Origin of the sequence: Streptococcus sp. 27098_8_51, assembly GCF_041432205.1 — a bacterium.
Lineage (GTDB): Bacteria > Bacillota > Bacilli > Lactobacillales > Streptococcaceae > Streptococcus.
Map to the genome: position 1 here is coordinate 40,101 of NZ_JAPVZE010000003.1, position 25,490 is coordinate 65,590.

Consider the following 25,490-nt stretch of genomic DNA (forward strand, 5'->3'; position numbering starts at 1 on the left):
TATTATGAAACAAAGTAAAATGCTAATCCCAACGCTTCGCGAAATGCCAAGCGATGCTCAAGTTATCAGCCACGCCCTTATGTTGCGTGCTGGTTATGTCCGTCAAGTTTCTGCCGGTGTTTATTCTTACCTGCCACTCGCTAACCGTGTGATTGAAAAGGCTAAGAATATCATGCGCCAAGAGTTTGATAAGATTGGTGCGGTGGAGATGTTGGCTCCTGCCCTTCTCAGTGCCGATCTTTGGCGTGAATCAGGTCGTTATGAAACTTATGGTGAAGACCTTTATAAACTGAAAAACCGTGAAAAGTCAGACTTTATTCTAGGTCCGACCCACGAAGAGACTTTTACAGCTATTGTCCGTGATTCTGTTAAGTCTTACAAGCAATTGCCACTCAATCTCTACCAAATTCAACCGAAATACCGTGATGAAAAACGTCCACGTAACGGGCTTCTCCGTACGCGTGAATTTATCATGAAAGACGGCTATAGTTTCCATGCTAATTACGATAGTTTGGATGTGACTTATGACGAGTACAAAGCGGCCTATGAACGTATCTTTACTCGTAGTGGCTTGGACTTCAAGGCTATAATCGGTGATGGTGGCGCCATGGGTGGTAAGGATAGCCAAGAATTTATGGCCATCACACCAGCCCGTACAGACCTTGACCGCTGGGTTGTCTTGGACAAGTCAGTTGCCTCATTTGATGAAATTCCTGCAGAAGTGCAAGAAGAAATCAAGGCAGAATTGCTCAAATGGATGGTTTCTGGTGAAGACACCATCGCCTACTCAACTGAGTCTAGCTATGCAGCTAACTTAGAAATGGCAACAAACGAGTACAAACCAAGCAACCGTGTCGTTGCGGAAGAAGAAGTGATTCGAGTGGAAACTCCAGGTGTTAAATCCATCGATGAAGTTGCAGCCTTCCTTAATGTGCCAGAAGAGCAAACGATTAAAACTCTCTTCTACATGGCAGATGGAGAACTTGTTGTAGCCCTTCTAGTTGGAAATGACCAACTCAATGAAGTTAAGTTGAAAAACCACTTGGGAGCAGATTTCTTTGATGTTGCGAGCGAGGAAGAAGTAGCAAATGTTATCTCAGCTGGCTTTGGTTCGCTTGGCCCAGTTGGTTTGCCAGAAAATGTGAAAATCATTGCAGACCGTAAGGTACAAGATGTTCGCAATGCTGTTGTGGGGGCCAACGAAGATGGTTACCACTTGACGGGTGTGAACCCAGGTCGTGATTTCACTGCAGAATACGTGGATATCCGCGAAGTTCGTGAGGGTGAAATTTCACCAGACGGACAAGGCGTTCTTAACTTCGCGCGTGGTATCGAGATCGGTCATATTTTCAAACTCGGCACTCGTTATTCAGCAAGTATGGGCGCAGATGTTTTGGATGAAAATGGTCGTGCTGTGCCAATCATCATGGGATGTTACGGTATTGGTGTTAGCCGTCTTCTCTCAGCAGTTATGGAGCAACACGCCCGCCTCTTTGTCAACAAAACGCCTAAAGGGGAATACCGTTATGCTTGGGGAGTTAACTTCCCTAAAGAATTGGCGCCATTTGATGTGCATTTGATCACTGTCAATGTCAAGGATGAAGAAGCGCAAGCCTTAACAGAAAAACTTGAAGCAAGCTTGATGGGAGCTGGTTACGAAGTCTTGACAGACGACCGTAACGAACGTGTCGGAGTGAAGTTTAGCGATAGCGACTTGATTGGTCTGCCAATCCGTATCACTGTTGGGAAGAAAGCAGCCGATGGCATCGTAGAAGTTAAGATTAAGGCGACTGGTGACACCATCGAAGTTCATGCAGACAACTTGCTCGAAACCCTTGAAATCCTCAGCAAGAAATAAAAACTATAATCAGAAGAAAAACAAGGCAAAAATGTAACTAGTTTTTACCTTGTTTTTTCTATATAATGGGAAAAATGAATAAACGAAGAGGTAAAGCTATGCTAAAATTTCCAAAGGATTTTGTCTGGGGTTCCTCCACTTCTGGACCACAGACAGAAGGTCGTGTACCTGGTGACGGCAAGGGAGACAATCTCTGGGATTATTGGTTCCAAGTAGAGCCAAATCGTTACTACAATGGAATTGGACCTGATAAAACATCGACTTTTTACGAAAACTGGGAAAAGGATATTGAGCTTTTGGTAGAGACTGGGCATACAGCCTTCCGAACTTCTATCCAGTGGTCTCGTATTTTCCCGCAAGGCCGTGGAGAGGTCAATCCGCAAGGGGTGACTTTCTACCGTCAGGTTTTTGAAGCTATTAAGGCCAAAGGGATTCGTCTCTTAGTCAATCTCTATCACTTCGACCTGCCTTTTGCCCTCCAAGAAGACGGCGATGGTTGGGAAAATAAGGCAACCGTCAGGGCCTATAAAGACTATGCTCGTTTTTGTTTTGAAACTTACGGCGACTTGGTGGACCAATGGATTACCTTCAACGAGCCCATCGTACCTGTAGAATTTGGTTATTTTTATGATGCCCATTATCCTCACAAGGTAGATGCCAAAGCGGCGGTTAAGGTTGCCTATCATACGCAACTGGCTAGTAGTCTTGCGGTTAAGGCCTGTCATGAGGTTTTGCCTGATTCCAAGATTGGGATTGTCCTTAACTTGACACCGGCTTATCCACGCAGCCAGCATCCTGCTGATGTCAAGGCAGCTCGCATTGCCGATCTCTTCCAAGCCCAATCTTTCCTAGATCCGTCTGTCTTGGGAGCTTATCCAGAGGAATTGGTGGAAATTTTAGCTGAACATGATTTGCTGCCAGAGTACACTGTTGAAGAGTTAGAACTCATTCGCGAGAATACAGTTGATTTCCTAGGAGTGAACTACTATCAGCCTTTGCGCGTTATGGCGCCGCGTTTTGCTAAACATCCAGACAGTCCCCTCTTGCCAGAACATTTCTATGAGCCTTATATCATGCCGGGCCGTAAAATCAATCCTCACCGCGGTTGGGAAATCTACGAGCAGGGGATTTATGATATCGCCCAAAATATCAAGGAAAACTACGGTAATATTGAGTGGATGCTGACCGAAAACGGCATGGGGGTTGAAGGGGAAGGAAAGTTCCGTGAGAATGGCATGATTCAGGACGACTATCGTATCGACTTTGTCAAAGGACATCTGCGTGAACTTCACCGTGCCATTGAAGACGGAGCCAATTGTAAGGGTTACTTAATCTGGACCTTTATTGATTGCTGGTCATGGCTCAATAGCTATAAAAATCGCTACGGTCTGGTTGAGCTTGACTTGGAAACGCAGGAACGTCGCCTGAAGAAATCAGGCCACTGGTTTAAGAAACTCAGCTATCGTAATGGATTTTAAGAATAAAAAGAGTGAGATGGTGTTCATCTCACTTTTTATTACAATATCATCACCAAGGTCCCGATCGTAATCAGGATACAGCCAATAATTGTTTTAAACGTCAGGATATCTTGTAGAAAGAAAAAGGCTAGAACGAGGGTAATGACGAGACTGAATTTATCGACAGCAGATACCTCAGTCGCATTGCCCATCTGTAGTGCCTTGTAGTAGCAGAGCCAGGAGGCGCCAGTGGCTAAGCCTGATAAGATGAGAAAGAGCCAACTTTTTCTACTGATGTTGACAATTTCGGTCTGACTATTGGTCAAGAAAACCATGGCCCAGGCCATCAGAATGACGACGACTGTACGAATAGCGGTTGCTAGATTGGATGGGACTCCTTCAATCCCAATCTTGGCTAAAATTGACGTTAAGGCTGCAAAGATAGCTGATAAAAGTGCGAAGAAAAACCACATGGCAAATACCTCCTCTTTTTATTATAAGTAATTGATGCTGACTTGTCAGGTATCAAGTGAAAGTTTGATAAAATACCAGATAGAAAAACTATACCAATTTTTATTCTTGACAAGTGAGAAAAACAAGTATATACTGTTTTTGCTGATTCCGTAAAGCGAGAATTAGACTATACCAATTTAAGGGGAAAGCACAGCTGGTCTGTGTCGTATATACTATGTGTGGAATTGTTGGTGTTGTTGGAAACACAAATGCAACTGATATTTTGATTCAAGGGCTTGAAAAGCTCGAATACCGTGGTTATGATTCTGCGGGGATTTTTGTCCTAGGTGGTGCTGAAAATCATCTAGTCAAGGCTGTCGGTCGTATCGCAGAATTGTCTGCTAAGACAGCCGGTGTTGAGGGAACGACTGGTATCGGACATACGCGTTGGGCGACTCACGGAAAACCAACTGAGGACAATGCTCACCCACACCGCTCTGAGGCAGGACGTTTTGTCTTGGTGCACAATGGAGTGATTGAAAACTACCTTGAAATCAAGGAAGAATACCTTGCAGGTCACCACTTTAAGGGGCAAACCGATACAGAAATTGCCGTTCACCTGATTGGAAAATTTGCAGAAGAAGATGGTCTTTCAGTTCTTGAAGCCTTCAAAAAAGCCCTTCACATCATCCGTGGTTCTTATGCCTTTGCCTTGATTGACTCTGAAAATCCAGATGTCATCTATGTCGCTAAGAACAAATCACCACTCTTGATTGGTCTTGGAGAAGGTTATAACATGGTCTGCTCAGATGCTATGGCTATGATTCGTGAGACCAACCAATACATGGAAATTCATGACCAAGAGTTGGTAATCGTCAAGGCTGATAGTGTCGAAGTTCAAGACTATGATGGCAATCGCCGTGAACGTGCCAGCTATACTGCGGAGCTCGACTTGTCAGATATCGGTAAGGGGACTTATCCTTACTACATGCTCAAGGAAATCGACGAGCAACCAACGGTTATGCGTAAACTCATCCAAGCCTACACAGATGAGGCTGGTCAAGTTGTCGTAGATCCAGCTATCATCAAGGCTGTTCAAGATGCAGACCGCATCTACATCCTTGCAGCTGGGACATCGTACCACGCAGGATTTGCTTCTAAGAAGATGTTGGAAGAATTGACAGATACACCAGTAGAACTTGGAATCTCTTCTGAGTGGGGCTATGGTATGCCACTTCTCAGCAAAAAACCACTCTTCATCTTTATCAGCCAGTCTGGTGAAACAGCGGATAGCCGTCAGGTTTTGGTTAAGGCCAATGAAATGGGCATTCCAAGCTTGACAGTGACAAACGTGCCAGGTTCAACCCTATCACGTGAAGCCAACCATACCATGCTTCTTCACGCGGGTCCTGAAATTGCCGTAGCATCAACAAAGGCCTATACGGCACAAATCGCAGCCCTTGCCTTCCTTGCAAAAGCAGTTGGAGAAGCAAACGGCAATGCCAAAGCGCAAGCCTTTGACCTGGTTCATGAGTTGTCAATCGTAGCTCAGTCTATCGAATCAACTCTTTCTGAGAAAGAAAACATTGATGCCAAGGTTCGAGAGCTTCTTGAAACAACTCGCAACGCTTTTTACATTGGACGTGGTCAAGACTACTATGTAGCCATGGAAGCCAGTCTCAAACTCAAAGAGATTTCTTACATCCAATGTGAAGGCTTTGCGGCAGGAGAACTCAAGCACGGAACCATTGCCTTGATTGAAGAGGGGACACCTGTCTTGGCCCTCTTGTCAGATCCAGTCCTTGCTAACCACACTCGTGGAAATATCCAGGAGGTCGCAGCCCGTGGTGCTAAGGTACTTACAATCGCAGAAGAAAATGTTGCCAAAGAGACAGATGATATCGTTCTTACGACTGTCCACCCTTACCTCTCACCAATCTCAATGGTCGTACCAACGCAATTGGTCGCTTACTTTGCAACCCTCCACCGTGGACTCGATGTGGACAAACCACGTAACCTTGCTAAGTCAGTAACAGTAGAATAAACCAAGAAAGTCTAGTTCATCTAGGCTTTTTCTAATGAGCAAATCCATTGAAAGTAAAACTAATTAGTGATAAAATACTCTAAAAACTAAAAGAGATAGCGAGGAAACAGTATGGTAGAATTAGGAATTTCAACATTTGGTGAAACAACCGCTCTGGAAGCGACTGGGCAGATTTACAGTCATGATGAACGCATTCGTCAGTTGGTGGCAGAAATTGAGCTGGCTGATAAGGTTGGTTTGGATGTGTACGGGATTGGGGAGCATCATCGGGAGGACTTTGCGGTATCGGCGCCAGAGATTATTCTTGCAGCTGGGGCAGTCAATACCAAAAAGATTCGTTTGACTAGTTCGGTCAGCATTCTCTCGAGTATGGATCCGATTCGCTTGTTCCAACAATATGCTACCATCGATGCCTTGTCAAATGGCCGTGCGGAGATTATGGCTGGGCGTGGTTCATTCACCGAATCCTTCCCTCTGTTTGGCTATGACTTGAAAGACTACGCAGCTCTCTTTGATGAGAAATTAGACTTGCTCCAGTTAGTCAATGAAAAGACCAAGATAGACTGGCAAGGTCAATTGACCCAAACGATTTCTGGCAAAGAAGTCTATCCTCGTCCTGTTCAGGACAAATTGCCATTGTGGGTGGCGACAGGAGGTCATGTAGAGTCAACAGTGAAGATTGCTCAGGCGGGGTTGCCGATTGTCTATGCTATTATCGGTGGCAATCCGCGTTATTTTAAAAAGTTGATTCAAGCTTATCGTAAGATTGGGAGCGAAGCCGGTCATGCGGAGAAAGACCTGAAAGTGGGTGCTCATTCTTGGGGCTGGATTGCTGAAGATGGCGAGCAGGCTGTCAAAGATTATTTCCATCCGACCAAGCAAGTGGTGGATGCAATTTCCAAAGACCGTCTGCACTGGCAGGAGTTGACCTATGAGCAATATTTGGAGCAGGTTGGACCAAATGGTGCCATGTTTGTGGGCAATCCAGATCAGGTGGCAGAAAAATTGATTCGCATGATTGAGGATTTAGGCTTGGACCGCTTTATGTTGCACCTACCGCTTGGTTCTATGCCACATAACCAGGTTCTGAGGGCTATTGAACTCTTTGGCACACAAGTTGCACCCAAAGTACGTGCTTACTTTGCCATGAAAGAGGAGTTATAAAAAAATTCAATCAGTTGAGTCGATTGGTGAGGAACACCCATGGATTCAGCAACAGGTGGAAGTGGTACAAGCGATAGAGCATACTATCTAGGAGAATATATACTGGTGTATACCAAGCACAAGATAAAATAGCAAAAAAGACGATTCCCGTTTGGAAATCGTCTTTTTTGATGTTCTCACAAATACGATATCTTGTGATTGGTGTAAACTGGTATATAGCTCCCTTATTTTATTTATCAAAACCTTGTAAGTTTTTTTGGCGCTCTTCAGTTTGACCCTTGGCGTCCAATTTATTACCATTGTAAACAGTGCTTTCCCATGATCCGTACATTGGGTTAGGGAAAATGATGAATTTCTCACCAAACTCTTTTTGTAATTCCTCTAATTTTTGGTCGCGCTCAGTTTCAGAGGTCTTTGAAAACTCTGCAAAGTCCACAAGATTGTCTCCTAGTAGCATGACTAAGTTGGTTTTTTCTTGGACTGCTTGTCTACGACCTTCTTTAGATTTGACGCCTTTTTCTAAGAACATGAGATGATCGCGGCTTTGTACAGGGATTCCTTCGTTTTCTAGGTTTTTGATCGTATCATCTACCTGATCTATCGTACGGTCAGATACATAGTAAATTTGGACACCGTTTTGGTCTGCAAATTGGAGGAAGTCTTTAGCACCTGGTACAGCCTTGGCTGCGGCTTTTTTTACCCAGACATCCCAGTTTTCTGGGGTAAATGCTGTTCCATCTTTGACATTTTGCGCTTGATAAGGGCTATTGTCTAATACGGTTTCGTCTAAGTCTAAAACGATAGAGTAGGGTTTATCTGTCTGTGTTTTTAGTAGTTCTTTCAAACGATCAGTAGCGACATTGTAACCTTGTAGATAGAGTGCCTTGGTCTCAGCTGCTTTTTGATACCAAAGAGTTGACATAGTATTTTCTCTTGAACGCAACTGATCATAGGTCATGGTAACCTGATTATCAGATGTACTACTTTGTGTTGTCTGTGAATTTGCCGAATTTGTGCCACAGCCAGTCAGTAAAATGACGGAAGTAAGTGTAGAAGCAATTGTAATGGTAACTTTGGATATTTTCATAATCCCATCCTCCTAATAATAGTCTATTAATATTGTAGCGTTTTCATGGGATTTGTGCAAGGAAATATCGAGAGAAAAGAAATTTTTCAGTAGTAATTTGGTATTAGGATAAAATTATGTACTTAATTTGGGAATGAAGATGGATATAAAAAAATTCAATCGGCTTGATAGAAAATCTATATCAGTTCCTTTTTGAAAAATAGATGAAAATAAAGTGAATCTTTGAAAGGCTAGTAACATCAAGCTTTTCAGGGATTTTTTTCTTTATAGATATAAAAATTTTCAATCGAGTTGATAGTCAATATATATTGGGAAAAGGGGAAAAGGAGTGGTAAGATGGTTTCAATCCAAATGGAAGGAGAGAGGTATGGCAAGCAAAAGAGATTTAGTCTTTAGAGCGATTCGAGGCGATGAAGTGGAAAGAGTTCCTGTGGGATTTTGGTTTCATTTTGTAACACTCGAAGAAAAGGGGCAGGGATTAAATAATCCACGTATCTTTCAAAAAAGTGTTGATGGGCATCGCAACTATGTGGAAAGGATTCGTCCTGATTTTGTCAAAATTATGAGCGACGGTTTTTTCCTTTATCCAAGTAATGTCTATAATCCTAAGATCGCAAGCATTCAGGAGCTGACTTCTATTGAGTCGATTGGTGAGGAACACCCATGGATTCAGCAACAGGTGGAAGTGGTACAAGCGATTCGAGAGACCTTTACAGAAGAGATTGCTTCTTTCTACAATATCTTTTCACCGATCTCCTACCTCAAGCGCTGGTTCCGTACAGAAACTTCTCGAGGAAATAGGGAAGTGGCTGACCTATTGCTTGAAAATCCTGAGCAATTCAGATCTATTCTGGAAGTGATTGCAGGAGATATTGCTATCCTAACTCAGAAAATCATCCAGGAAGGTGGAGCCGATGGGATTTACCTCAGCACCCAGGAAATTCAAGATCAGCGCATCACACCAGCACTCTACCAAACCTATATCGAACCGAGCAATATAGCGATTTTGGAAGCAGCTAATCAGGTGGGTGGGACCAATATCCTTCATATCTGTGGTTTTGAAGGTGCAAGCAATGATGTGACGATATTTAAGGATTATCCAGCTCAAGTGGTCAACTGGGCGACTCATCATGAGGATGTTAGTTTGACACAGGGTCAAGAGTTGTTTCCAGGTAAGGCCGTTTTAGGTGGATTTGAAAATGGCAAGAAAAGCTTGCTTTATCAAGGTTCCAAGGCGGAATTGCAAGATGAAACAAGACGGTTGCTGGCTGAAGCGGGTAGTAAAGGTGTTCTTCTGGGAGCTGACTGTACTGTTCCAGATGACTTTGACTTAGAGAGGTTGGACTGGATTCGGCAGGCAGCTGTTCTCTAAAAGGAGGAGCTATGAAAAGTAAAAGATGGGGCATCTTCATTGCAGTTGTCGGTTTGCTGGCTTTGGTTGCCATAAGCGTCGTAAAAAATGGGCATTGTAAAAATGGAGAGAGATGTCGTGGAGTTCAGGATTTTTCCAAGTCCAGTCTTCCCTTTCTACGCTCGAATGATATCGCAAGCAGTTTATTAGTTGAAAAAGTAAGAAATGGAGAATAAGAATGTCAGAAAAAAAAGAATGGGTTTTAAAAGCATTTAGAGGTGAAAAGGTTGATCGTGTGCCAGTTGGTTTTTGGCATCATTTCACATCCGAAGACGAATGGCTACATGGATTCTCAAATCCAGTCATTATCGAGAAGAATATTGAGGGCCATAAGCGCTTTATACGAGAAGTTCAGCCAGACTTTATCAAACTCATGAGTGATGGCTACTTTGCTTATCCAAATCCAGCGATTGCCAAAGGCAAATCACTTCAAGAATTGGCGACCATTCAACCACTCGGACCAGAGCACGCTTGGATAAAAGAGCAGGTGGACTTGGTTAAAAAAATCAAGCAAGAGTTTACAGAAGATATCGTTGCGATTTACAATATTTTTGCTCCTGTGACCTATCTCAAGTGGCTACTGGGGGAAGTATCTGGTGGGGATGACCTCATTGCGGACTTTCTGGTGGAAGACCCTGAAGCCCTCAAGAAGGTGTTGGATGTGATTGCAGAGGATATTGCGAGTCTCAGCCGAGCTGTTATCGAAGAGGCTGGTGCTGATGGAATCTACCTCAGCGTGCAGAGTATCCAAGATCAACGAGTGTCGGCAGCAGAGTATCAAGCCGTCATTGCACCTAGCGAGATAACGGTTCTGGAAGCAGCTAGTGCTGTTGGTGGTGTCACGGTTCTTCATATCTGTGGCTACGAGGGAGCACGAAATGATATTCACCTTTTTGCAGACTATCCAGCCCAAGTCTTTAACTGGGCTGTAGGACCAGAGGGAATCACTCTCAAGGAAGGTCGTGAGATTTTCAAGGGACATACGGTTCTTGGAGGATTTGAAAATGGTAAGACAGGCTTGCTGTATACTGGTAGCAAGGATGCCATTCAGGCTGAAGCAAAGAAACTAGTTGCAGAAGCTGGGGAACAGGGCTTGGTACTTGGGGCAGATTGTACCATTCCAAGTGATATCGCAGTTGAACGTATCCAGTGGGTGAGAGAAGCGCTTGAAAACTAAAGGAGAAAAAGATGAGTAAAAAAGCATGGATTATCGGTGGTGTAGCAGTGGTTGTAGTAATTGGGGCAACGATTATCGGGAGAAGTTTAGCTGGTGCTCCAGCCAAGGATGGAGAAACGGCTTCGTCTGCTGAAGTTATAACCTTGAAGGTTGCCCATACACAAAACTATGTACCTTATGACTTTGTCAATGAAAAAGGGGAATCAGATGGTTATGAGGTAGCTGTTTTGAAGGCTGTTGATGAGAAGTTGGCAAACTATCAATTTGAATATACGGGCACCAGTGATGACGACCTCTTGATTGGTCTGGAATCAGGCAAGTATGACATCGGAACCAAGGGAGCTTGGTACACAGATGAACGAGCTAAAAAGTTTGTCATTCCATCTGAACCAGTCGGAGCGAGCATCATCGGATTTACTGTCAGAAAAGAAGATGAACAGAAATACAAAACCATTGATGACTTTGCTAAGAATAAAGGGAAATTGGTTCCCATCTCTCCACAGAATGCTCAATGGAATGTCATCACCAGCTACAATGAAAAACATCAGGATGCACCGATTGAGCTAACAGCAGCTGAATCCTTTAAAGTGGCAGATGCCTATGCCTGGGTCTTGGAAGGACGTTATGACGCCTTCTTTGATATCAAACTGTCCTTTGAAAAAGCAGTTACCGCAGAAGATGGCCCTTACCACCAATATGCGGATAAACTCAGCTGGTTCCCATACAAGGGTATTCCAACTTATCCCTTGATTCACCGTGATGAAAAGGGTGAGAAATTCGCTAAAGAATATGAAAAAGCAATCAAAGAGTTGAAGGAAGATGGCACGCTTGCTAAGCTATCTCAGCAATACTTTAAAGAAGATGTCTTTAGTTACGTAGACAAAGACTAGACCAGAAATTCCAAGACTAGAAAGGGTTTTGCATGGTTTCTTATGATTTTTCCAAGGTCTTTCAGTTTTTGCCAACCTTATGGCAGGCACTTCCTATGACCTTGTCCATTCTCTTTTTTACCACTCTTCTTGGGTCCCTTTTTGGAGGTCTCTTGGCCTGGGCACAAGTAGGAGAAGACAAGAGTTTTGCAGCGATTTCCAAAGGCTATATCTTTACCCTACGTTGTACACCGCCGATTGTCTTGCTTTTTCTAGTCTTTTATGGCTTGCCAGAATTTCTGAAATGGTGGCTTGGTTTGGACATCAACAACTGGTCTAAAACTATTTTTGTTCTCTTGACGATGATTCTCTTGTTTGCGGCTATTGTTGCCGAGGTTTTCAAGGCGGCCTATCAAGCTATTCCAAAGGGGCAGACAGAGGCCGGGCTTAGTATTGGTTTGACTCCAAGTCAGACTTTTTGGAGAATCATTTTTCCTCAAGCTTTTCAAGTTGCTCTTCCCAATATAACGACCGCTATTCTCAATCTCATGCGGGATGCTGCCTTGGCTTATACGATTGGTTTTGTTGATGTTATGGGGGCAGGCAATCTCTTGATTAGTCGCAATTTAGGGAACTACTCTCTGGAAACCTATACGGCAGTTGCGCTTCTTTACTGGGGGATTGCCTTGGTTATTTCTAGCTTGAGTCGTTTGCTTGAGAAGTCTTTGGAAACAAAAGGGAGGTAAGAAATGGATATAGACTATATTGTAAAGACCTTTCTGGAGACCTTGAAGGGTGTGCCAATCACCTTGATTATCATGATTGTGGCTATGGTCTTAAGCTTTTTACCGGCTCTATTTTTAGCCTTGGGGCAGATTTACAAGGTTCGAGGTGTGAGGAGTTTTTCTCTGGTCTATCTGGCCTTTATCCGAGCGACTCCTCCGATTTTATTGATTCTCTTCTTTTATAGTTTGTTTCCAAGCCTGCTGAATCAATTTCTCAAAAGCATAGGAAGTGACTTTGATATTTTCAAGCTTGATCCTCTCTATTATGCCTTTATCATTTATAGTTTGATGACAGTCGGGAGTTTATCGGAGATTTTGCGTTCAGCCATCTTGACGGTGGACAAGGGACAACTAGAGGCAGCGCATGCGATTGGCTTGACTACGACCCAGGCCTATCTAAGGATTGTTTTTCCTCAAGCCTTGCGCTCAGCCTTGCCTAACTTGGCCAATCTGGTGATCAATATCGTCAAAGGGACCTCCCTGGTCTTTGTTATGACTATCAAGGACATCACCGCTATTGCTCGTGTAGAAGCGTCCTACGGTTACCAGTATTTTGAGTCTTATTTTGTGATCTTTTTGCAGTATATTTTGATCTGTGGTTTGATTCAGTGGGGCTTCTCCCTACTGGAAAAAGGCTATGTGAAAAAAGAAAAAAGTGCAAAAGCATCTAGCGCGCGTTTCGTATAGGAGGACAGGATGTTACAAGTAGAACATATCGCAAAAACATTTGGTGAGAGGCAGGTGCTGGAGGATGTCAATCTCCAGGTCAACCAAGGGGATGTCGTCGTTATCTTAGGGCCATCAGGTTCGGGGAAAACGACCTTTCTCCGTTGTCTCAACCACTTAGAAAAAGCTGATAGTGGCCGTTTGACCTTGGCAGGAAAAACCTATGACTTATCCAAATTGAGCAAGAAAGACATTCTAGAAATTCGCCAAAAAACAGCCTTTGTTTTCCAGCACTACAATCTTTTTGCGAATAAAACTGCTCTGGAAAATATTCTAGAAGGCCTAATCGTAGCTCGTAAAGTTCCCAAGGAAGAAGCGCTCAAACGTGCAGAATCTGCCTTGGAAAAAGTTGGTTTACTTGCTTATAAGGACTATTACCCTTCACAACTATCTGGAGGGCAACAACAACGAATAGGAATTGCGCGTGCCATTGCCGTCAAGCCCGAGGTCATTTTGCTAGATGAACCAACTTCTGCACTAGACCCTGAGTTGGTTGGAGATGTTTTGGATGTTCTGAAACAGTTGGCGGGAGAAGGTGTGACCATGGTGGTCGTCACGCATGAGATGGGATTTGCTAGAGATGTCGCCAACCACGTTATTTTCATGGATGGAGGCCGTATCGTAGAGGAGAACAATCCCCACGATTTCTTTAGTCGTCCACAAGAAGAACGAACCAAGCAGTTTCTGGCTCGTATCTTATCAGACGCTAGCTATAGTGTAGAATATATGATTTGATAGCTAAGTGTATCATAAAAACAACACCCCATGACTAGAAGATTCTTCTAATCATAGGGTGTTTTTCTATAGGAGGGCTAGGTTATACTCTTCGAAAATCTCTTTAAACCTCGTCAGCTTCGCCTTATCTACAACCTCAAACCAGTGTTTTGAGCAGCCTGCGGCTAGCTTCCTAGTTTACCCTTTGATTTTCATTGAGTGTTATTTCTTTTTCTTGTTCTTTATCAACCATCCAAGTCCGAGAAGGGCAAGGATGCTGAATCCAGCAAGGGCAAGGAGGGATTTGCTCTCAGTTCCTGTGTTTGGAAGGAGGTTCTGAGAGTGAGCCTCTGCAGCAGTTTCTTGAGTTTCAGGATTGGCTGCTAGGTTTTGAGCTTGACCTTGTTCTGGTTCGACTTCCAAGCTAGAAAGGTCAAATTCTGGTTTTTCTTCCACAGCTGGAGCGACAATGGCACCACCTTGAGACAAGCGGAGAACGACAGCAGTGAGAGCGTTCAATTTCAAGCCTTTTTCAGTCCATTCGAGACCTTGAGGGTTAGCAATTCCTACTGGTCCTGCTTGGTTTTCATCTGCGAGAACTTCGGCCTTTCTCAAGTGAGCAAAGGCAGTTCCTAGAGTAAATTCACGAGCCTTATCATCCGCATTGACAAAGACAGCGTAGATATCTCCATTTGGAGCGGTGATTTGGTAGCCGATGGTCACATCTTCTTTTTCAACGCCATTTTGTCCTGGAACAGTAATGAGGTGGACGCGCTCTTTGATGTCTTGCAGACTCTTGAGTCGGAAGGCATCTGTCGATTGACGAAGGGCGATCAATCCTTTCATGTAGTCACGACTCTTGACATTTTCAGGATATGCTTTGCCATCTGTAGCCTTGGTCCAGTCAAACTTGTTGACAGCATCACTAGAGTCATAAGAGTCATGGATAAAGTAAGGATAGACAAATGGCTTGCCGTCTTTGTCACGTAACAAGTGAGACTTGTTTGGAACCTTATCCTCTGAGACAGGATTCTTATAGGCTGGATCAAGGAATTGTTTGGTACGTCCGTATTCCTGACCAGAGTGGATAAACGGAGTTCCTTGAGCGGTCAAGACCATGAGGTTTCCAAGTCGCAAACGACGATGGATCTCAGCGTAGTTTTCAGCCTTGCTTGGGTCTTTTTTGATAGACTGGGCAATGATGTCAAAGAGGGTCAAGTTATCATGGGCTGCGATATACTGGATAACATCTCCAGGACTGTCTGCTTCAAAGTTGGTTGGTTGGGCAATGAGATTTTTAAAGATGGTATTGATATCGCGTTTGCCACCTGTGATAAAGGCAGGTTGACCTTCGTTTGGATAGCCAGACTTGAGGTTGTTGCGGATGTCGTCTGAAAAGACAGCGACAGTATCTGTTTTCTTCATCCAATCTTGGTCAGCAGGTTGCACAGGCGCATTTTCATCACCAGTATAGGTTCTCCAGCCTTCACCTAGCATGATGAGATTTGGATTGAGGGCGCGTGCAGCCTTGTAAGCTTCTTCGATAGAAGCCGCATCGTGGTCACCCATCATATCAAAGCGGAAACCATCTACTTTGTAAGTTTCAACCAGATACTTGATAGAGTCTACCAAGACACGTTTAGACATGTAGTGGGTAGTTCCCAAACGACCGCCTCCGAAGCTAGTACGTGGAGTTCCGTCTGCATCCATAAAGTGATAGTAATTTGGCTCAATATCTTCAAAAATATCAACATTTGCAGTATGGTTGTAGACCACATCCAAGATAGCCCCCATGCCACGTTTGTGGATTTCGTTGATGAGGTTTTTGAATTCTGCGATACGTTTTTCTGGATCCTTAGGATCGCTTGAGTACATGCCAGTCAAGGAGAAGTAGTTTTGAGGGTCATATCCCCAGTTGTAGTTACTATTGCTTGAAGCATAGGCAGACAAACGTTCTTGGTTCTTCAATTCATTGACAAAGTAGTAGGACAAGACTGGAAGGAGTTGGATGTGGGTAACACCTAAATCTTTAAGATAATCTAATTTTTCGATAAAGGCTTCAAAGGTACCAAACGGCTTGGTCAAGTCTTTTGCGATGGCAGGATCTGAGGTGAAGTCACGAACATGGGCTTCATAGATGACAGCATCTTCGCGCGATTTGAAATTGCGAATCTTACCGTAGGTCAAATCTTGTGGGCCTAGTTTAGATGGGTCCACAAAGGCAGCTTTAGCGACTTTATGGGCAGCATCTGTTTTTGCTAGGTCACTATTCCAAGCCGCTAATGATTTGGCATAAGGGTCAAGAACGAGGACAGTTTTACCTTGGCGTTCGATTTGGTAGTGGTAGTAGTAGCCAGTGTAGTTGCTGATACCGAGACCAGAGTTTGCATCCAGAGTTTGTTTCCAGGTTCCTTTTTCTCCTTTTTCAAGGGCAACAGTTCCGACCACTTTTTCAGGGTCTTTCTTGTCGTAGACAACAACGGAAACCTTCTCAGCACTTGGAGACCAGAGGGTGAGGTCAACACGCTTGCCATCTTCTTTTAGAGTTGCGCCGAGTGGACCATCATAACTGTAGGACTCATCCTTGAGGCGCCAGCTTGAACGTGTGGTAAAGCGGTCTGAATCGTAGCTGACTGTGTAAGGGTGTTGGGTGTCAGAGAAGTCTCCGATGTAGGTCACTTTTTTACCTGCTTCATCAACCTTGATATCAGTAATGGTTACTTTGTTCCCTTGATGATCAGTGATATTAGAGCGTTTAAGGATATCGTCTTTCTTAGCTCCAACAAGGGTAGAAAAACTGCTTTCGATACGAGACTTGCCCACATGTTGGGCACCAGTCATGCGGATATCGTGCACATAGTAGGGATTAGTGTAGATGGTTTCGTCATCATCCTTGAGGAAAATCTGACTGTGATTTTTTAGATCTGTGAATTTATAATCTTCTTTTCTGATTTTCACATCATCGCCTTTCTTGCTTTCGTCTAGTAATAAAAATCCAAATTCTCTTGCAGCTTCATTGAGTGGGATATCAATGTAACGGCCATATTTTCCAGTTGCAGTAAAGTCTGTCCCGTCAGGCCATTCTCCGCTACTAGGATTCTTGACATCACCCCAATACCAGAGTGATTTCTTGTCATAGTTTCCGTCAGTACGGTAGTAGTTGACACGGACTGTTCCCACTGGCTGAGGACGGTAGTTGTATACCTTGTAGTTTTCATCTAGCCAGGCCTCGTTCATTTTTGGAGAGAGGCGCTCTACAGAACGATCCCCTGTCAGGTTATCCCCCTTGGTATTGTTGATAAGGAAGCTGACTTTCTTGGCTTGCTCATTTTTGAGTTTGACATCGAGATAATAGCCGTAGTCATCTTTCTTGGCATCCTTGAAGGACTTGGCTCCATTGGGCCAGTTTTCAGAAGGTTTTTCAACATCGTCCCAAGTCCAAAGACCTTGAGAATCTTTATTTTCTTCAGGGAGTTTCTTTACATGGATGCGGAAGTGGTTGTCTGCGATGGGCTCTTCAGAAGATGTGTCAGCTTGTGGTTTTTGGCCTGAAGTTTGCGTCGAAGTGTTGGCGTCTACTTTCTCTTCCTTGCTGTTAGCCTGGTTTGTGCTAGCGTCTTCTGTTTTAGGTGTTTCTGGCGCTGTAGTAGTTTCCACAGCTGGAGCTTCTTTTTTAGGTGTTTCAGATGCTAGAACAGCGTCAGTTGCTGGGGCGTCCTTTTTAGTGTCAAGGGAAGCGTTTGCATTCTTTTGTTTAGAAATAGGCGTTTCCTTTTGAGTTTGACTCGTTTCAGTCTCAGTAGGGGCCTTGGTCACAGCGCTGGTATTTTCCTGAGCTTGGGGGAGGTTTTCGTTAGCCGAAATGGTTGGCATTGCAGCAGAAAGTAGGACAATGCTGGCACCGATAAGGACAGAGCCTGTTCCATTTTTCAAGGAACGAATACCGTAAACCATTTTCTTCTCAGTTTGAGATGGGATCTTTTTCATCACAATTCTCCTTGTGTAGTTATTCCTTATCAGTATAGCATGAGGTAAACATTTATGCAAGCGTTTTCCTGATTTTAAGAGAAAATACAATGTTTCATTCTCTTGAAATTTTAAAATAATATATAGGAAAAGATTGTTTAAAAAATAGTAAAAAAATCTTGAAAAATCTTGGCTAATAAGGTATAATAAGAGTAATCATTTGTCGTAGGTTTTGTCTGAAATATTGTCCAGACAAGGCTCACAGCAGTTAAATCTTCTGAAAAAGTCAGATTTAGCTGCTCTTTTTGTGCTTTTTTTCAGGTTTTTGAGTGCTTGTAACAAAGATTTAAAGATTCTGAAAATTGATCAAAGGGACACGGTGATAGGGGTTTTACAACCATATGACGATTAGAAAAGCCTGATTGACAAGGCTTGGAATTTATTTACAAAGGAGAATCATCTTGGCAGGACATGACGTTCAATACGGGAAACATCGTACCCGTCGTAGTTTTTCAAGAATCAAAGAAGTTCTTGACTTACCAAATTTGATTGAAATTCAAACGGATTCATTCAAAGATTTCCTAGATCACGGTCTTAAGGAAGTATTTGAAGATGTATTGCCAATTTCAAACTTCACAGACACAATGGAGTTGGAATTTGTTGGCTATGAAATCAAGGAACCAAAATACACGCTCGAAGAAGCACGTATCCACGATGCTAGCTACTCAGCACCCATTTTTGTAACCTTCCGCTTGATCAATAAAGAAACAGGCGAAATCAAGACCCAAGAAGTCTTCTTTGGTGATTTCCCAATCATGACCGAAATGGGTACTTTCATCATCAATGGTGGTGAACGTATTATCGTTTCTCAGTTGGTCCGCTCACCAGGTGTTTACTTTAACGACAAAGTAGACAAGAATGGTAAAGTGGGTTACGGTTCTACTGTTATCCCTAACCGTGGAGCTTGGTTGGAACTGGAAAGCGACTCAAAAGACATCGCTTATACTCGTATCGACCGTACTCGTAAGATTCCATTTACAACCTTGGTTCGTGCGCTTGGTTTCTCAGGTGATGATGAAATCTTTGATATCTTTGGTGATAGCGAATTGGTTCGCAACACCGTTGAAAAAGATATTCACAAGAATCCAATGGACTCTCGTACAGACGAAGCCTTGAAAGAAATCTACGAACGCCTTCGTCCAGGTGAACCTAAGACTGCTGAAAGCTCACGTAGCTTGCTTGTAGCACGTTTCTTTGATCCACGTCGCTACGATTTGGCAGCTGTTGGTCGTTACAAGATCAATAAAAAACTCAACGTTAAAACACGCTTGCTCAACCAAACCATTGCGGAGCCATTGGTAGACCCTGAAACTGGTGAAATCTTGGTAGAAGCTGGTACCGTTATGACTCGTAGCGTGATTGAAAGTATCGAGAGTCATTTGGATGGCGACTTGAACAAGATCGTTTATATTCCAAACGATGCAGCTGTTCTGACAGAACCAGTTGTCCTTCAAAAATTCAAGGTTGTTGCCCCAACAGACTCAGACCGTGTTGTAACCATCATCGGAAATGCCAATCCAGACGACAAGGTTCGTGTTGTAACTCCTGCGGATATCCTTGCAGAGATGAGCTACTTCCTTAACTTGGCAGAAGGTATCGGACGTGTGGATGATATCGACCACCTTGGGAACCGTCGTATCCGTGCAGTTGGTGAATTGCTTGCTAACCAAGTACGTCTTGGACTTTCTCGTATGGAACGTAATGTCCGTGAACGTATGTCTGTTCAGGACAATGAAGTTTTGACACCGCAACAAATTATCAACATCCGTCCTGTAACAGCTGCGGTTAAAGAATTCTTTGGTTCATCACAGTTGTCACAGTTCATGGACCAACACAACCCGCTTTCTGAGTTGTCTCACAAACGTCGTTTGTCAGCCTTGGGACCTGGTGGTTTGACTCGTGACCGTGCTGGATATGAAGTCCGTGACGTGCACTATACTCACTATGGTCGTATGTGTCCAATCGAGACACCTGAAGGACCTAACATCGGTTTGATCAATAACTTGTCATCTTACGGGCACTTGAACAAGTATGGTTTTGTTCAAACACCATACCGTAAGGTTGACCGTGAAACTGGTGTAGTCACAAACGAAATCGTTTGGTTGACAGCCGATGAAGAAGATGAATTTACTGTAGCGCAGGCTAACTCTCGTCTTAACGAGGACGGTACCTTTGCTGAGAAAGTTGTCATGGGACGTCATCAAGGGGTCAACCAGGAGTATCCAGCTAATGTTGTTGACTACATGGACGTATCACCAAAACAGGTAGTTGCCGTTGCGACTGCATGTATTCCTTTCTTGGAAAACGATGACTCCAACCGTGCTCTCATGGGTGCCAACATGCAACGTCAGGCTGTGCCTTTGATTGATCCAAAAGCTCCTTACGTTGGTACTGGTATGGAATACCAAGCAGCTCATGACTCTGGTGCTGCTGTTATTGCTCAGTATGATGGTAAAGTTACTTACGCAGATGCTGACAAGGTAGAAGTTCGTCGTGAAGATGGTTCACTAGATGTTTACCACATCCAAAAATTCCGTCGTTCAAACTCAGGTACTGCCTACAACCAACGCACTCTCGTTAAAGTTGGCGATGTCGTTGAAAAAGGCGACTTTATCGCTGACGGACCTTCTATGGAAAAAGGGGAAATGGCGCTTGGACAAAATCCAATCGTTGCCTACATGACATGGGAAGGTTACAACTTCGAGGATGCCGTTATCATGAGCGAACGCTTGGTCAAAGACGATGTCTACACATCTGTCCACCTCGAAGAATATGAATCAGAAACGCGCGATACAAAGCTTGGGCCTGAAGAAATTACTCGTGAAATTCCAAACGTTGGTGAAGATGCTCTTAAAGACCTTGACGAAATGGGGATTATCCGTATCGGTGCTGAGGTTAAAGAAGGAGATATTCTTGTAGGTAAAGTCACACCTAAAGGTGAGAAAGACCTCTCAGCCGAAGAACGTCTCTTGCACGCTATCTTCGGAGACAAGTCTCGTGAAGTACGTGATACCTCGCTTCGTGTACCACACGGTGCCGATGGTGTTGTTCGTGATGTTAAAATCTTTACACGTGCAAATGGAGATGAGTTGCAATCAGGTGTTAACATGCTGGTTCGCGTCTACATCGCTCAAAAACGTAAGATCAAGGTCGGAGATAAGATGGCCGGACGTCACGGAAACAAAGGGGTTGTCTCTCGTATCGTTCCTGTAGAAGACATGCCTTACCTTCCAGATGGAACTCCAGTCGATATCATGTTGAACCCACTTGGGGTGCCATCACGTATGAATATCGGTCAGGTTATGGAACTCCACCTTGGTATGGCAGCTCGTACTCTTGGTATCCACATCGCAACACCAGTCTTTGACGGAGCAAGTTCTGAAGACCTTTGGGACACTGTCAAAGAAGCAGGGATGGATAGCGATGCCAAGACAATCCTTTACGATGGACGTACAGGTGAGCCATTTGACAATCGTGTATCAGTTGGTGTCATGTACATGATCAAACTCCACCACATGGTTGACGATAAATTGCACGCGCGTTCAGTCGGACCTTACTCAACCGTTACTCAACAGCCACTCGGAGGTAAAGCTCAGTTTGGTGGACAACGTTTCGGTGAGATGGAGGTTTGGGCTCTTGAAGCCTACGGTGCGTCAAATGTCCTTCAAGAAATCTTGACCTACAAGTCTGACGATATCAACGGACGTTTGAAAGCTTATGAAGCCATTACAAAAGGAAAACCAATTCCAAAACCAGGTGTTCCAGAATCCTTCCGAGTTCTTGTCAAAGAATTGCAATCTCTTGGTCTTGACATGCGTGTCCTTGACGAAGATGACCAAGAAGTGGAACTTCGCGACTTGGATGAAGGAATGGACGAAGATGTCATCCACGTAGATGACCTTGAAAAAGCCCGCGAAAAAGCAGCCCAAGAGGCTAAAGCAGCCTTTGAAGCTGAAGAAGCTGAGAAAGCAACAAAAGCGGAAGCAACAGAAGAAGCTGCTGAACAAGAATAGGCAGTTCACTTAGAATAGAAAGGGAAGAAATAGTGGTTGATGTAAATCGTTTTAAAAGTATGCAAATCACCCTAGCTTCTCCAAGCAAAGTCCGTTCATGGTCTTATGGAGAAGTCAAAAAACCTGAAACAATCAATTACCGTACCTTGAAACCAGAACGTGAAGGACTCTTTGACGAAGTCATCTTTGGTCCTACAAAAGACTGGGAATGTGCTTGTGGTAAGTACAAACGCATTCGCTACAGAGGAATTGTTTGTGACCGCTGTGGGGTTGAAGTAACGCGTACGAAAGTTCGTCGTGAGCGTATGGGGCACATCGAGTTGAAAGCTCCTGTATCTCACATCTGGTATTTCAAGGGGATTCCAAGCCGTATGGGCTTGACCCTTGATATGAGTCCTCGTGCCCTCGAGGAAGTGATCTACTTTGCGGCTTATGTGGTGATTGATCCTAAGGATACACCACTTGAGCACAAGTCTATCATGACAGAGCGCGAATACCGTGAGCGCTTGCGTGAGTACGGTTATGGATCATTCGTTGCCAAGATGGGTGCCGAAGCCATCCAAGACCTTTTGAAACAAGTAGATCTTGAAAAAGAAATTGCCGAACTCAAAGAAGAGTTGAAAACAGCTACTGGACAAAAACGTGTCAAAGCCATCCGCCGTTTGGATGTTTTGGATGCCTTTTACAAGTCTGGAAATAAACCTGAATGGATGATTCTCAACATCCTCCCAGTTATTCCACCAGATCTTCGTCCAATGTTGCAGTTGGATGGTGGCCGTTTTGCCTCATCTGACTTGAACGACCTTTACCGCCGTGTTATTAACCGTAACAACCGTTTGGCTCGTTTGCTTGAGTTGAACGCACCAGGTATCATCGTTCAAAATGAGAAGCGTATGCTTCAAGAAGCGGTTGACGCTTTGATTGATAATGGTCGTCGTGGTCGTCCAATCACAGGACCAGGTAGCCGTCCACTGAAATCATTGAGCCACATGCTTAAAGGGAAACAAGGACGCTTCCGTCAAAACTTGCTCGGTAAACGTGTTGACTTCTCAGGACGTTCCGTTATCGCCGTTGGTCCAACTCTTAAGATGTACCAATGTGGTGTGCCACGTGAAATGGCAATTGAGCTCTTTAAACCATTCGTCATGCGTGAAATCGTAGCTCGTGATATCGTGCAAAACGTTAAAGCAGCTAAACGCTTGGTAGAACGTGGAGATGAACGTATCTGGGATATCCTCGAAGAAGTTATCAAAGAACACCCAGTACTTTTGAACCGCGCACCGACCCTTCACCGTTTGGGTATCCAAGCCTTCGAGCCAGTCTTGATTGATGGTAAGGCCCTTCGCTTGCACCCGCTTGTCTGTGAAGCCTACAATGCCGACTTTGACGGGGACCAAATGGCCATCCACGTACCGCTTTCAGAAGAAGCCCAAGCAGAAGCTCGTATCTTGATGTTGGCTGCTGAGCACATCTTGAACCCGAAAGATGGTAAACCAGTTGTTACTCCATCTCAGGACATGGTTTTGGGTAACTACTACTTGACCATGGAAGAAGCTGGTCGTGAAGGTGAAGGAATGGTCTTCAAAGACCGTGACGAAGCGGTTATGGCTTACCGCAATGGTTATGTTCACCTCCATTCACGTGTTGGTATCGCGACAGATAGCCTCAACAAACCTTGGACTGAAGAACAAAAACACAAGGTCTTGCTGACAACAGTTGGTAAAATCCTCTTCAACGACATCATGCCAGAGGGTCTGCCTTACTTGCAAGAACCAACAAATGCTAACTTAACAGAAGGTGTTCCAGCTAAATACTTCTTGCCGCTTGGTGGAGATATCAAGGAAGCAATCAGCAATCTTGAACTCAACCCTCCATTCAAGAAGAAAAATCTTGGGAATATCATCGCTGAAATCTTCAAACGTTTCCGTACGACAGAAACTTCTGCCCTACTTGACCGCATGAAGAACCTCGGTTACCACCACTCAACTCTTGCAGGTTTGACAGTGGGTATTGCCGATATCCCAGTTGTTGAAGACAAGGCTGAAATCATCGAAGAATCACACAAACGTGTAGAACAAATCACCAAACAATTCCGTCGTGGTATGATCACAGACGACGAGCGCTACAACGCTGTTACAGCTGAATGGCGTGCAGCCCGTGAAAAATTGGAGAAACGTTTGGTTGCCAACCAAGATCCTAAGAACCCAATCGTTATGATGATGGACTCTGGAGCCCGTGGTAACATCTCAAACTTCTCACAGCTTGCCGGTATGCGTGGTCTGATGGCCGCTCCGAACGGACGTATCATGGAATTGCCAATCCTTTCAAACTTCCGCGAAGGTTTGTCAGTACTCGAAATGTTCTTCTCAACTCACGGTGCCCGTAAAGGTATGACCGATACGGCCCTTAAGACAGCCGACTCAGGTTACTTGACTCGTCGTTTGGTTGACGTTGCCCAAGACGTTATCATCCGTGAGGACGACTGTGGAACAGACCGTGGTCTCTTGATCCGTTCTATCGCAGAAGGAAAAGAGATGATCGAGTCTCTCGAAGAACGTCTCAATGGTCGTTACACTAAGAAAACTGTTAAACATCCAGAAACTGGTGCAGTGATCATCGGTCCAAATGAGTTGATTACAGAAGACAAGGCGCGTGAAATTGTTAATGCTGGTGTGGAAGAAGTTACTATCCGCTCTGTATTTACATGTAACACTCGTCATGGTGTCTGCCGTCACTGTTACGGTATCAACTTGGCGACTGGTGATGCGGTTGAAGTTGGTGAAGCAGTTGGTACAATCGCTGCCCAATCTATCGGGGAACCTGGTACACAGCTTACAATGCGTACCTTCCACACGGGTGGGGTTGCCTCAAATACCGATATCACTCAGGGTCTTCCTCGTGTCCAAGAAATCTTTGAAGCCCGCAATCCGAAAGGGGAAGCGGTCATCACAGAAGTCAAAGGACAAGTTACAGCTATCGAAGAAGACGCGTCAACTCGTACTAAAAAAGTCTTCGTTAAGGGTGAAACTGGCGAAGGTGAGTACGTGGTTCCATTTACAGCACGTATGCGTGTCGAAGTTGGAGACCAAGTCTCTCGCGGTGCAGCATTGACAGAAGGTTCTATCCAACCAAAACGTCTCCTTGCTGTTCGTGATGTCTTGTCAGTTGAAACTTACCTTCTCGGTGAAGTACAAAAAGTTTACCGTAGCCAAGGGGTAGAAATCGGTGACAAACACATCGAGGTAATGGTTCGTCAAATGATCCGTAAAGTTCGTGTCATGGATCCAGGTGACACAGATCTTCTTATGGGTACTCTCATGGACATCAACGACTTTACAGATGCCAACAAGGATGTTCTTATCGCAGGTGGAGTTCCAGCGACTGGTCGCCCAGTTCTTATGGGAATCACCAAAGCCTCACTTGAAACCAACAGTTTCTTGTCAGCGGCTTCCTTCCAGGAAACAACTCGTGTCCTTACAGACGCAGCCATCCGTGGTAAGAAAGATCATCTCCTTGGACTCAAGGAAAATGTTATCATCGGTAAGATCATCCCAGCAGGTACTGGTATGGCTCGCTACCGTAACCTTGAACCACAAGCTATCAATGAAGCAGAATATCTGGCTCCAGAACAAGAAGAGGCAGAACTTGCTCCTGTAGAGGAAGTTGTGGAAATCCAAGTTGAAGAAACAGTAGAATAAAAGCAAAC

Annotated in this window: 16 protein-coding genes; 13 read left to right on the top strand and 3 right to left on the bottom strand. The window is 44.2% G+C overall.

Going from position 1 to position 25,490, the window contains the following annotated elements; all coding sequences use genetic code 11:
• The first annotated feature begins 4 nt into the window (after window positions 1-4).
• Entirely contained in the window at window positions 5-1,858 is a 1,854-nt protein-coding gene (locus O3622_RS03525; protein WP_070696014.1) for a proline--tRNA ligase, read from the top strand.
• A 98-nt stretch (window positions 1,859-1,956) separates the two neighbouring features.
• A complete protein-coding gene (locus O3622_RS03530) occupies window positions 1,957-3,336 on the top strand; it encodes a glycoside hydrolase family 1 protein (protein WP_371607025.1) in 1,380 nt (459 codons plus the stop codon).
• Window positions 3,337-3,374: 38 nt separating this feature from the next.
• Here O3622_RS03530 and O3622_RS03535 read toward each other — a convergent pair whose 3' ends face one another.
• Complete coding sequence (locus O3622_RS03535; RefSeq protein ID WP_049500700.1) at window positions 3,375-3,788, bottom strand: EamA family transporter; 414 nt, start codon at window positions 3,786-3,788, stop codon at window positions 3,375-3,377.
• A gap of 215 nt (window positions 3,789-4,003) precedes the next feature.
• On the opposite strand from O3622_RS03535, the gene glmS reads away from it, so the two are divergent.
• A complete protein-coding gene (gene glmS, locus O3622_RS03540) occupies window positions 4,004-5,812 on the top strand; it encodes a glutamine--fructose-6-phosphate transaminase (isomerizing) (RefSeq protein ID WP_371607026.1) in 1,809 nt (602 codons plus the stop codon).
• Between the two features lie 111 nt (window positions 5,813-5,923).
• A complete protein-coding gene (locus O3622_RS03545) occupies window positions 5,924-6,976 on the top strand; it encodes an LLM class flavin-dependent oxidoreductase (protein WP_371607027.1) in 1,053 nt (350 codons plus the stop codon).
• Window positions 6,977-7,205: 229 nt separating this feature from the next.
• Here the strand turns inward: O3622_RS03545 and O3622_RS03550 are convergent, their stop codons facing one another.
• Entirely contained in the window at window positions 7,206-8,063 is an 858-nt protein-coding gene (locus tag O3622_RS03550; RefSeq protein WP_000703387.1) for a 5'-nucleotidase, lipoprotein e(P4) family, read from the bottom strand.
• Window positions 8,064-8,430: 367 nt separating this feature from the next.
• On the opposite strand from O3622_RS03550, the gene O3622_RS03555 reads away from it, so the two are divergent.
• From O3622_RS03555 to O3622_RS03585, 7 genes are read left to right on the top strand one after another with little or no spacing between them, the layout of a single operon-like run.
• On the top strand, window positions 8,431-9,435 hold the full coding sequence (locus tag O3622_RS03555) for a uroporphyrinogen decarboxylase family protein (RefSeq protein WP_371607028.1): 1,005 nt from the start codon (window positions 8,431-8,433) through the stop codon (window positions 9,433-9,435).
• A gap of 11 nt (window positions 9,436-9,446) precedes the next feature.
• The gene (locus O3622_RS03560; RefSeq protein ID WP_000837737.1) at window positions 9,447-9,650 is read left to right on the top strand and encodes a hypothetical protein; all 204 of its coding nucleotides are present in this window, start codon (window positions 9,447-9,449) and stop codon (window positions 9,648-9,650) included.
• A gap of 2 nt (window positions 9,651-9,652) precedes the next feature.
• Window positions 9,653-10,651: a uroporphyrinogen decarboxylase family protein gene (locus tag O3622_RS03565; protein ID WP_001290985.1), complete on the top strand. Its 999-nt coding sequence runs from the start codon at window positions 9,653-9,655 to the stop codon at window positions 10,649-10,651.
• 11 nt (window positions 10,652-10,662) lie between these two features.
• Window positions 10,663-11,541, top strand: a complete 879-nt coding sequence (locus tag O3622_RS03570) for a transporter substrate-binding domain-containing protein (protein WP_000037011.1) — start codon at window positions 10,663-10,665, stop codon at window positions 11,539-11,541.
• A gap of 32 nt (window positions 11,542-11,573) precedes the next feature.
• Complete coding sequence (locus O3622_RS03575) at window positions 11,574-12,266, top strand: amino acid ABC transporter permease (protein ID WP_000255460.1); 693 nt, start codon at window positions 11,574-11,576, stop codon at window positions 12,264-12,266.
• A gap of 3 nt (window positions 12,267-12,269) precedes the next feature.
• A complete protein-coding gene (locus O3622_RS03580) occupies window positions 12,270-12,992 on the top strand; it encodes an amino acid ABC transporter permease (protein ID WP_000350563.1) in 723 nt (240 codons plus the stop codon).
• A 9-nt stretch (window positions 12,993-13,001) separates the two neighbouring features.
• Window positions 13,002-13,766: an amino acid ABC transporter ATP-binding protein gene (locus O3622_RS03585; protein ID WP_000942256.1), complete on the top strand. Its 765-nt coding sequence runs from the start codon at window positions 13,002-13,004 to the stop codon at window positions 13,764-13,766.
• 201 nt (window positions 13,767-13,967) lie between these two features.
• Here O3622_RS03585 and O3622_RS03590 read toward each other — a convergent pair whose 3' ends face one another.
• Entirely contained in the window at window positions 13,968-17,732 is a 3,765-nt protein-coding gene (locus tag O3622_RS03590; protein WP_371607029.1) for a pullulanase, read from the bottom strand.
• A 440-nt stretch (window positions 17,733-18,172) separates the two neighbouring features.
• Here O3622_RS03590 and rpoB point away from each other — a divergent pair, with 440 nt between their 5' ends.
• Entirely contained in the window at window positions 18,173-21,784 is a 3,612-nt protein-coding gene (gene rpoB, locus O3622_RS03595) for a DNA-directed RNA polymerase subunit beta (protein ID WP_339293692.1), read from the top strand.
• Window positions 21,785-21,816: 32 nt separating this feature from the next.
• Window positions 21,817-25,482, top strand: coding sequence for a DNA-directed RNA polymerase subunit beta' (rpoC, locus tag O3622_RS03600; protein WP_000228753.1), 3,666 nt, complete (start codon window positions 21,817-21,819; stop codon window positions 25,480-25,482).
• The last annotated feature ends 8 nt before the right edge of the window (window positions 25,483-25,490 follow it).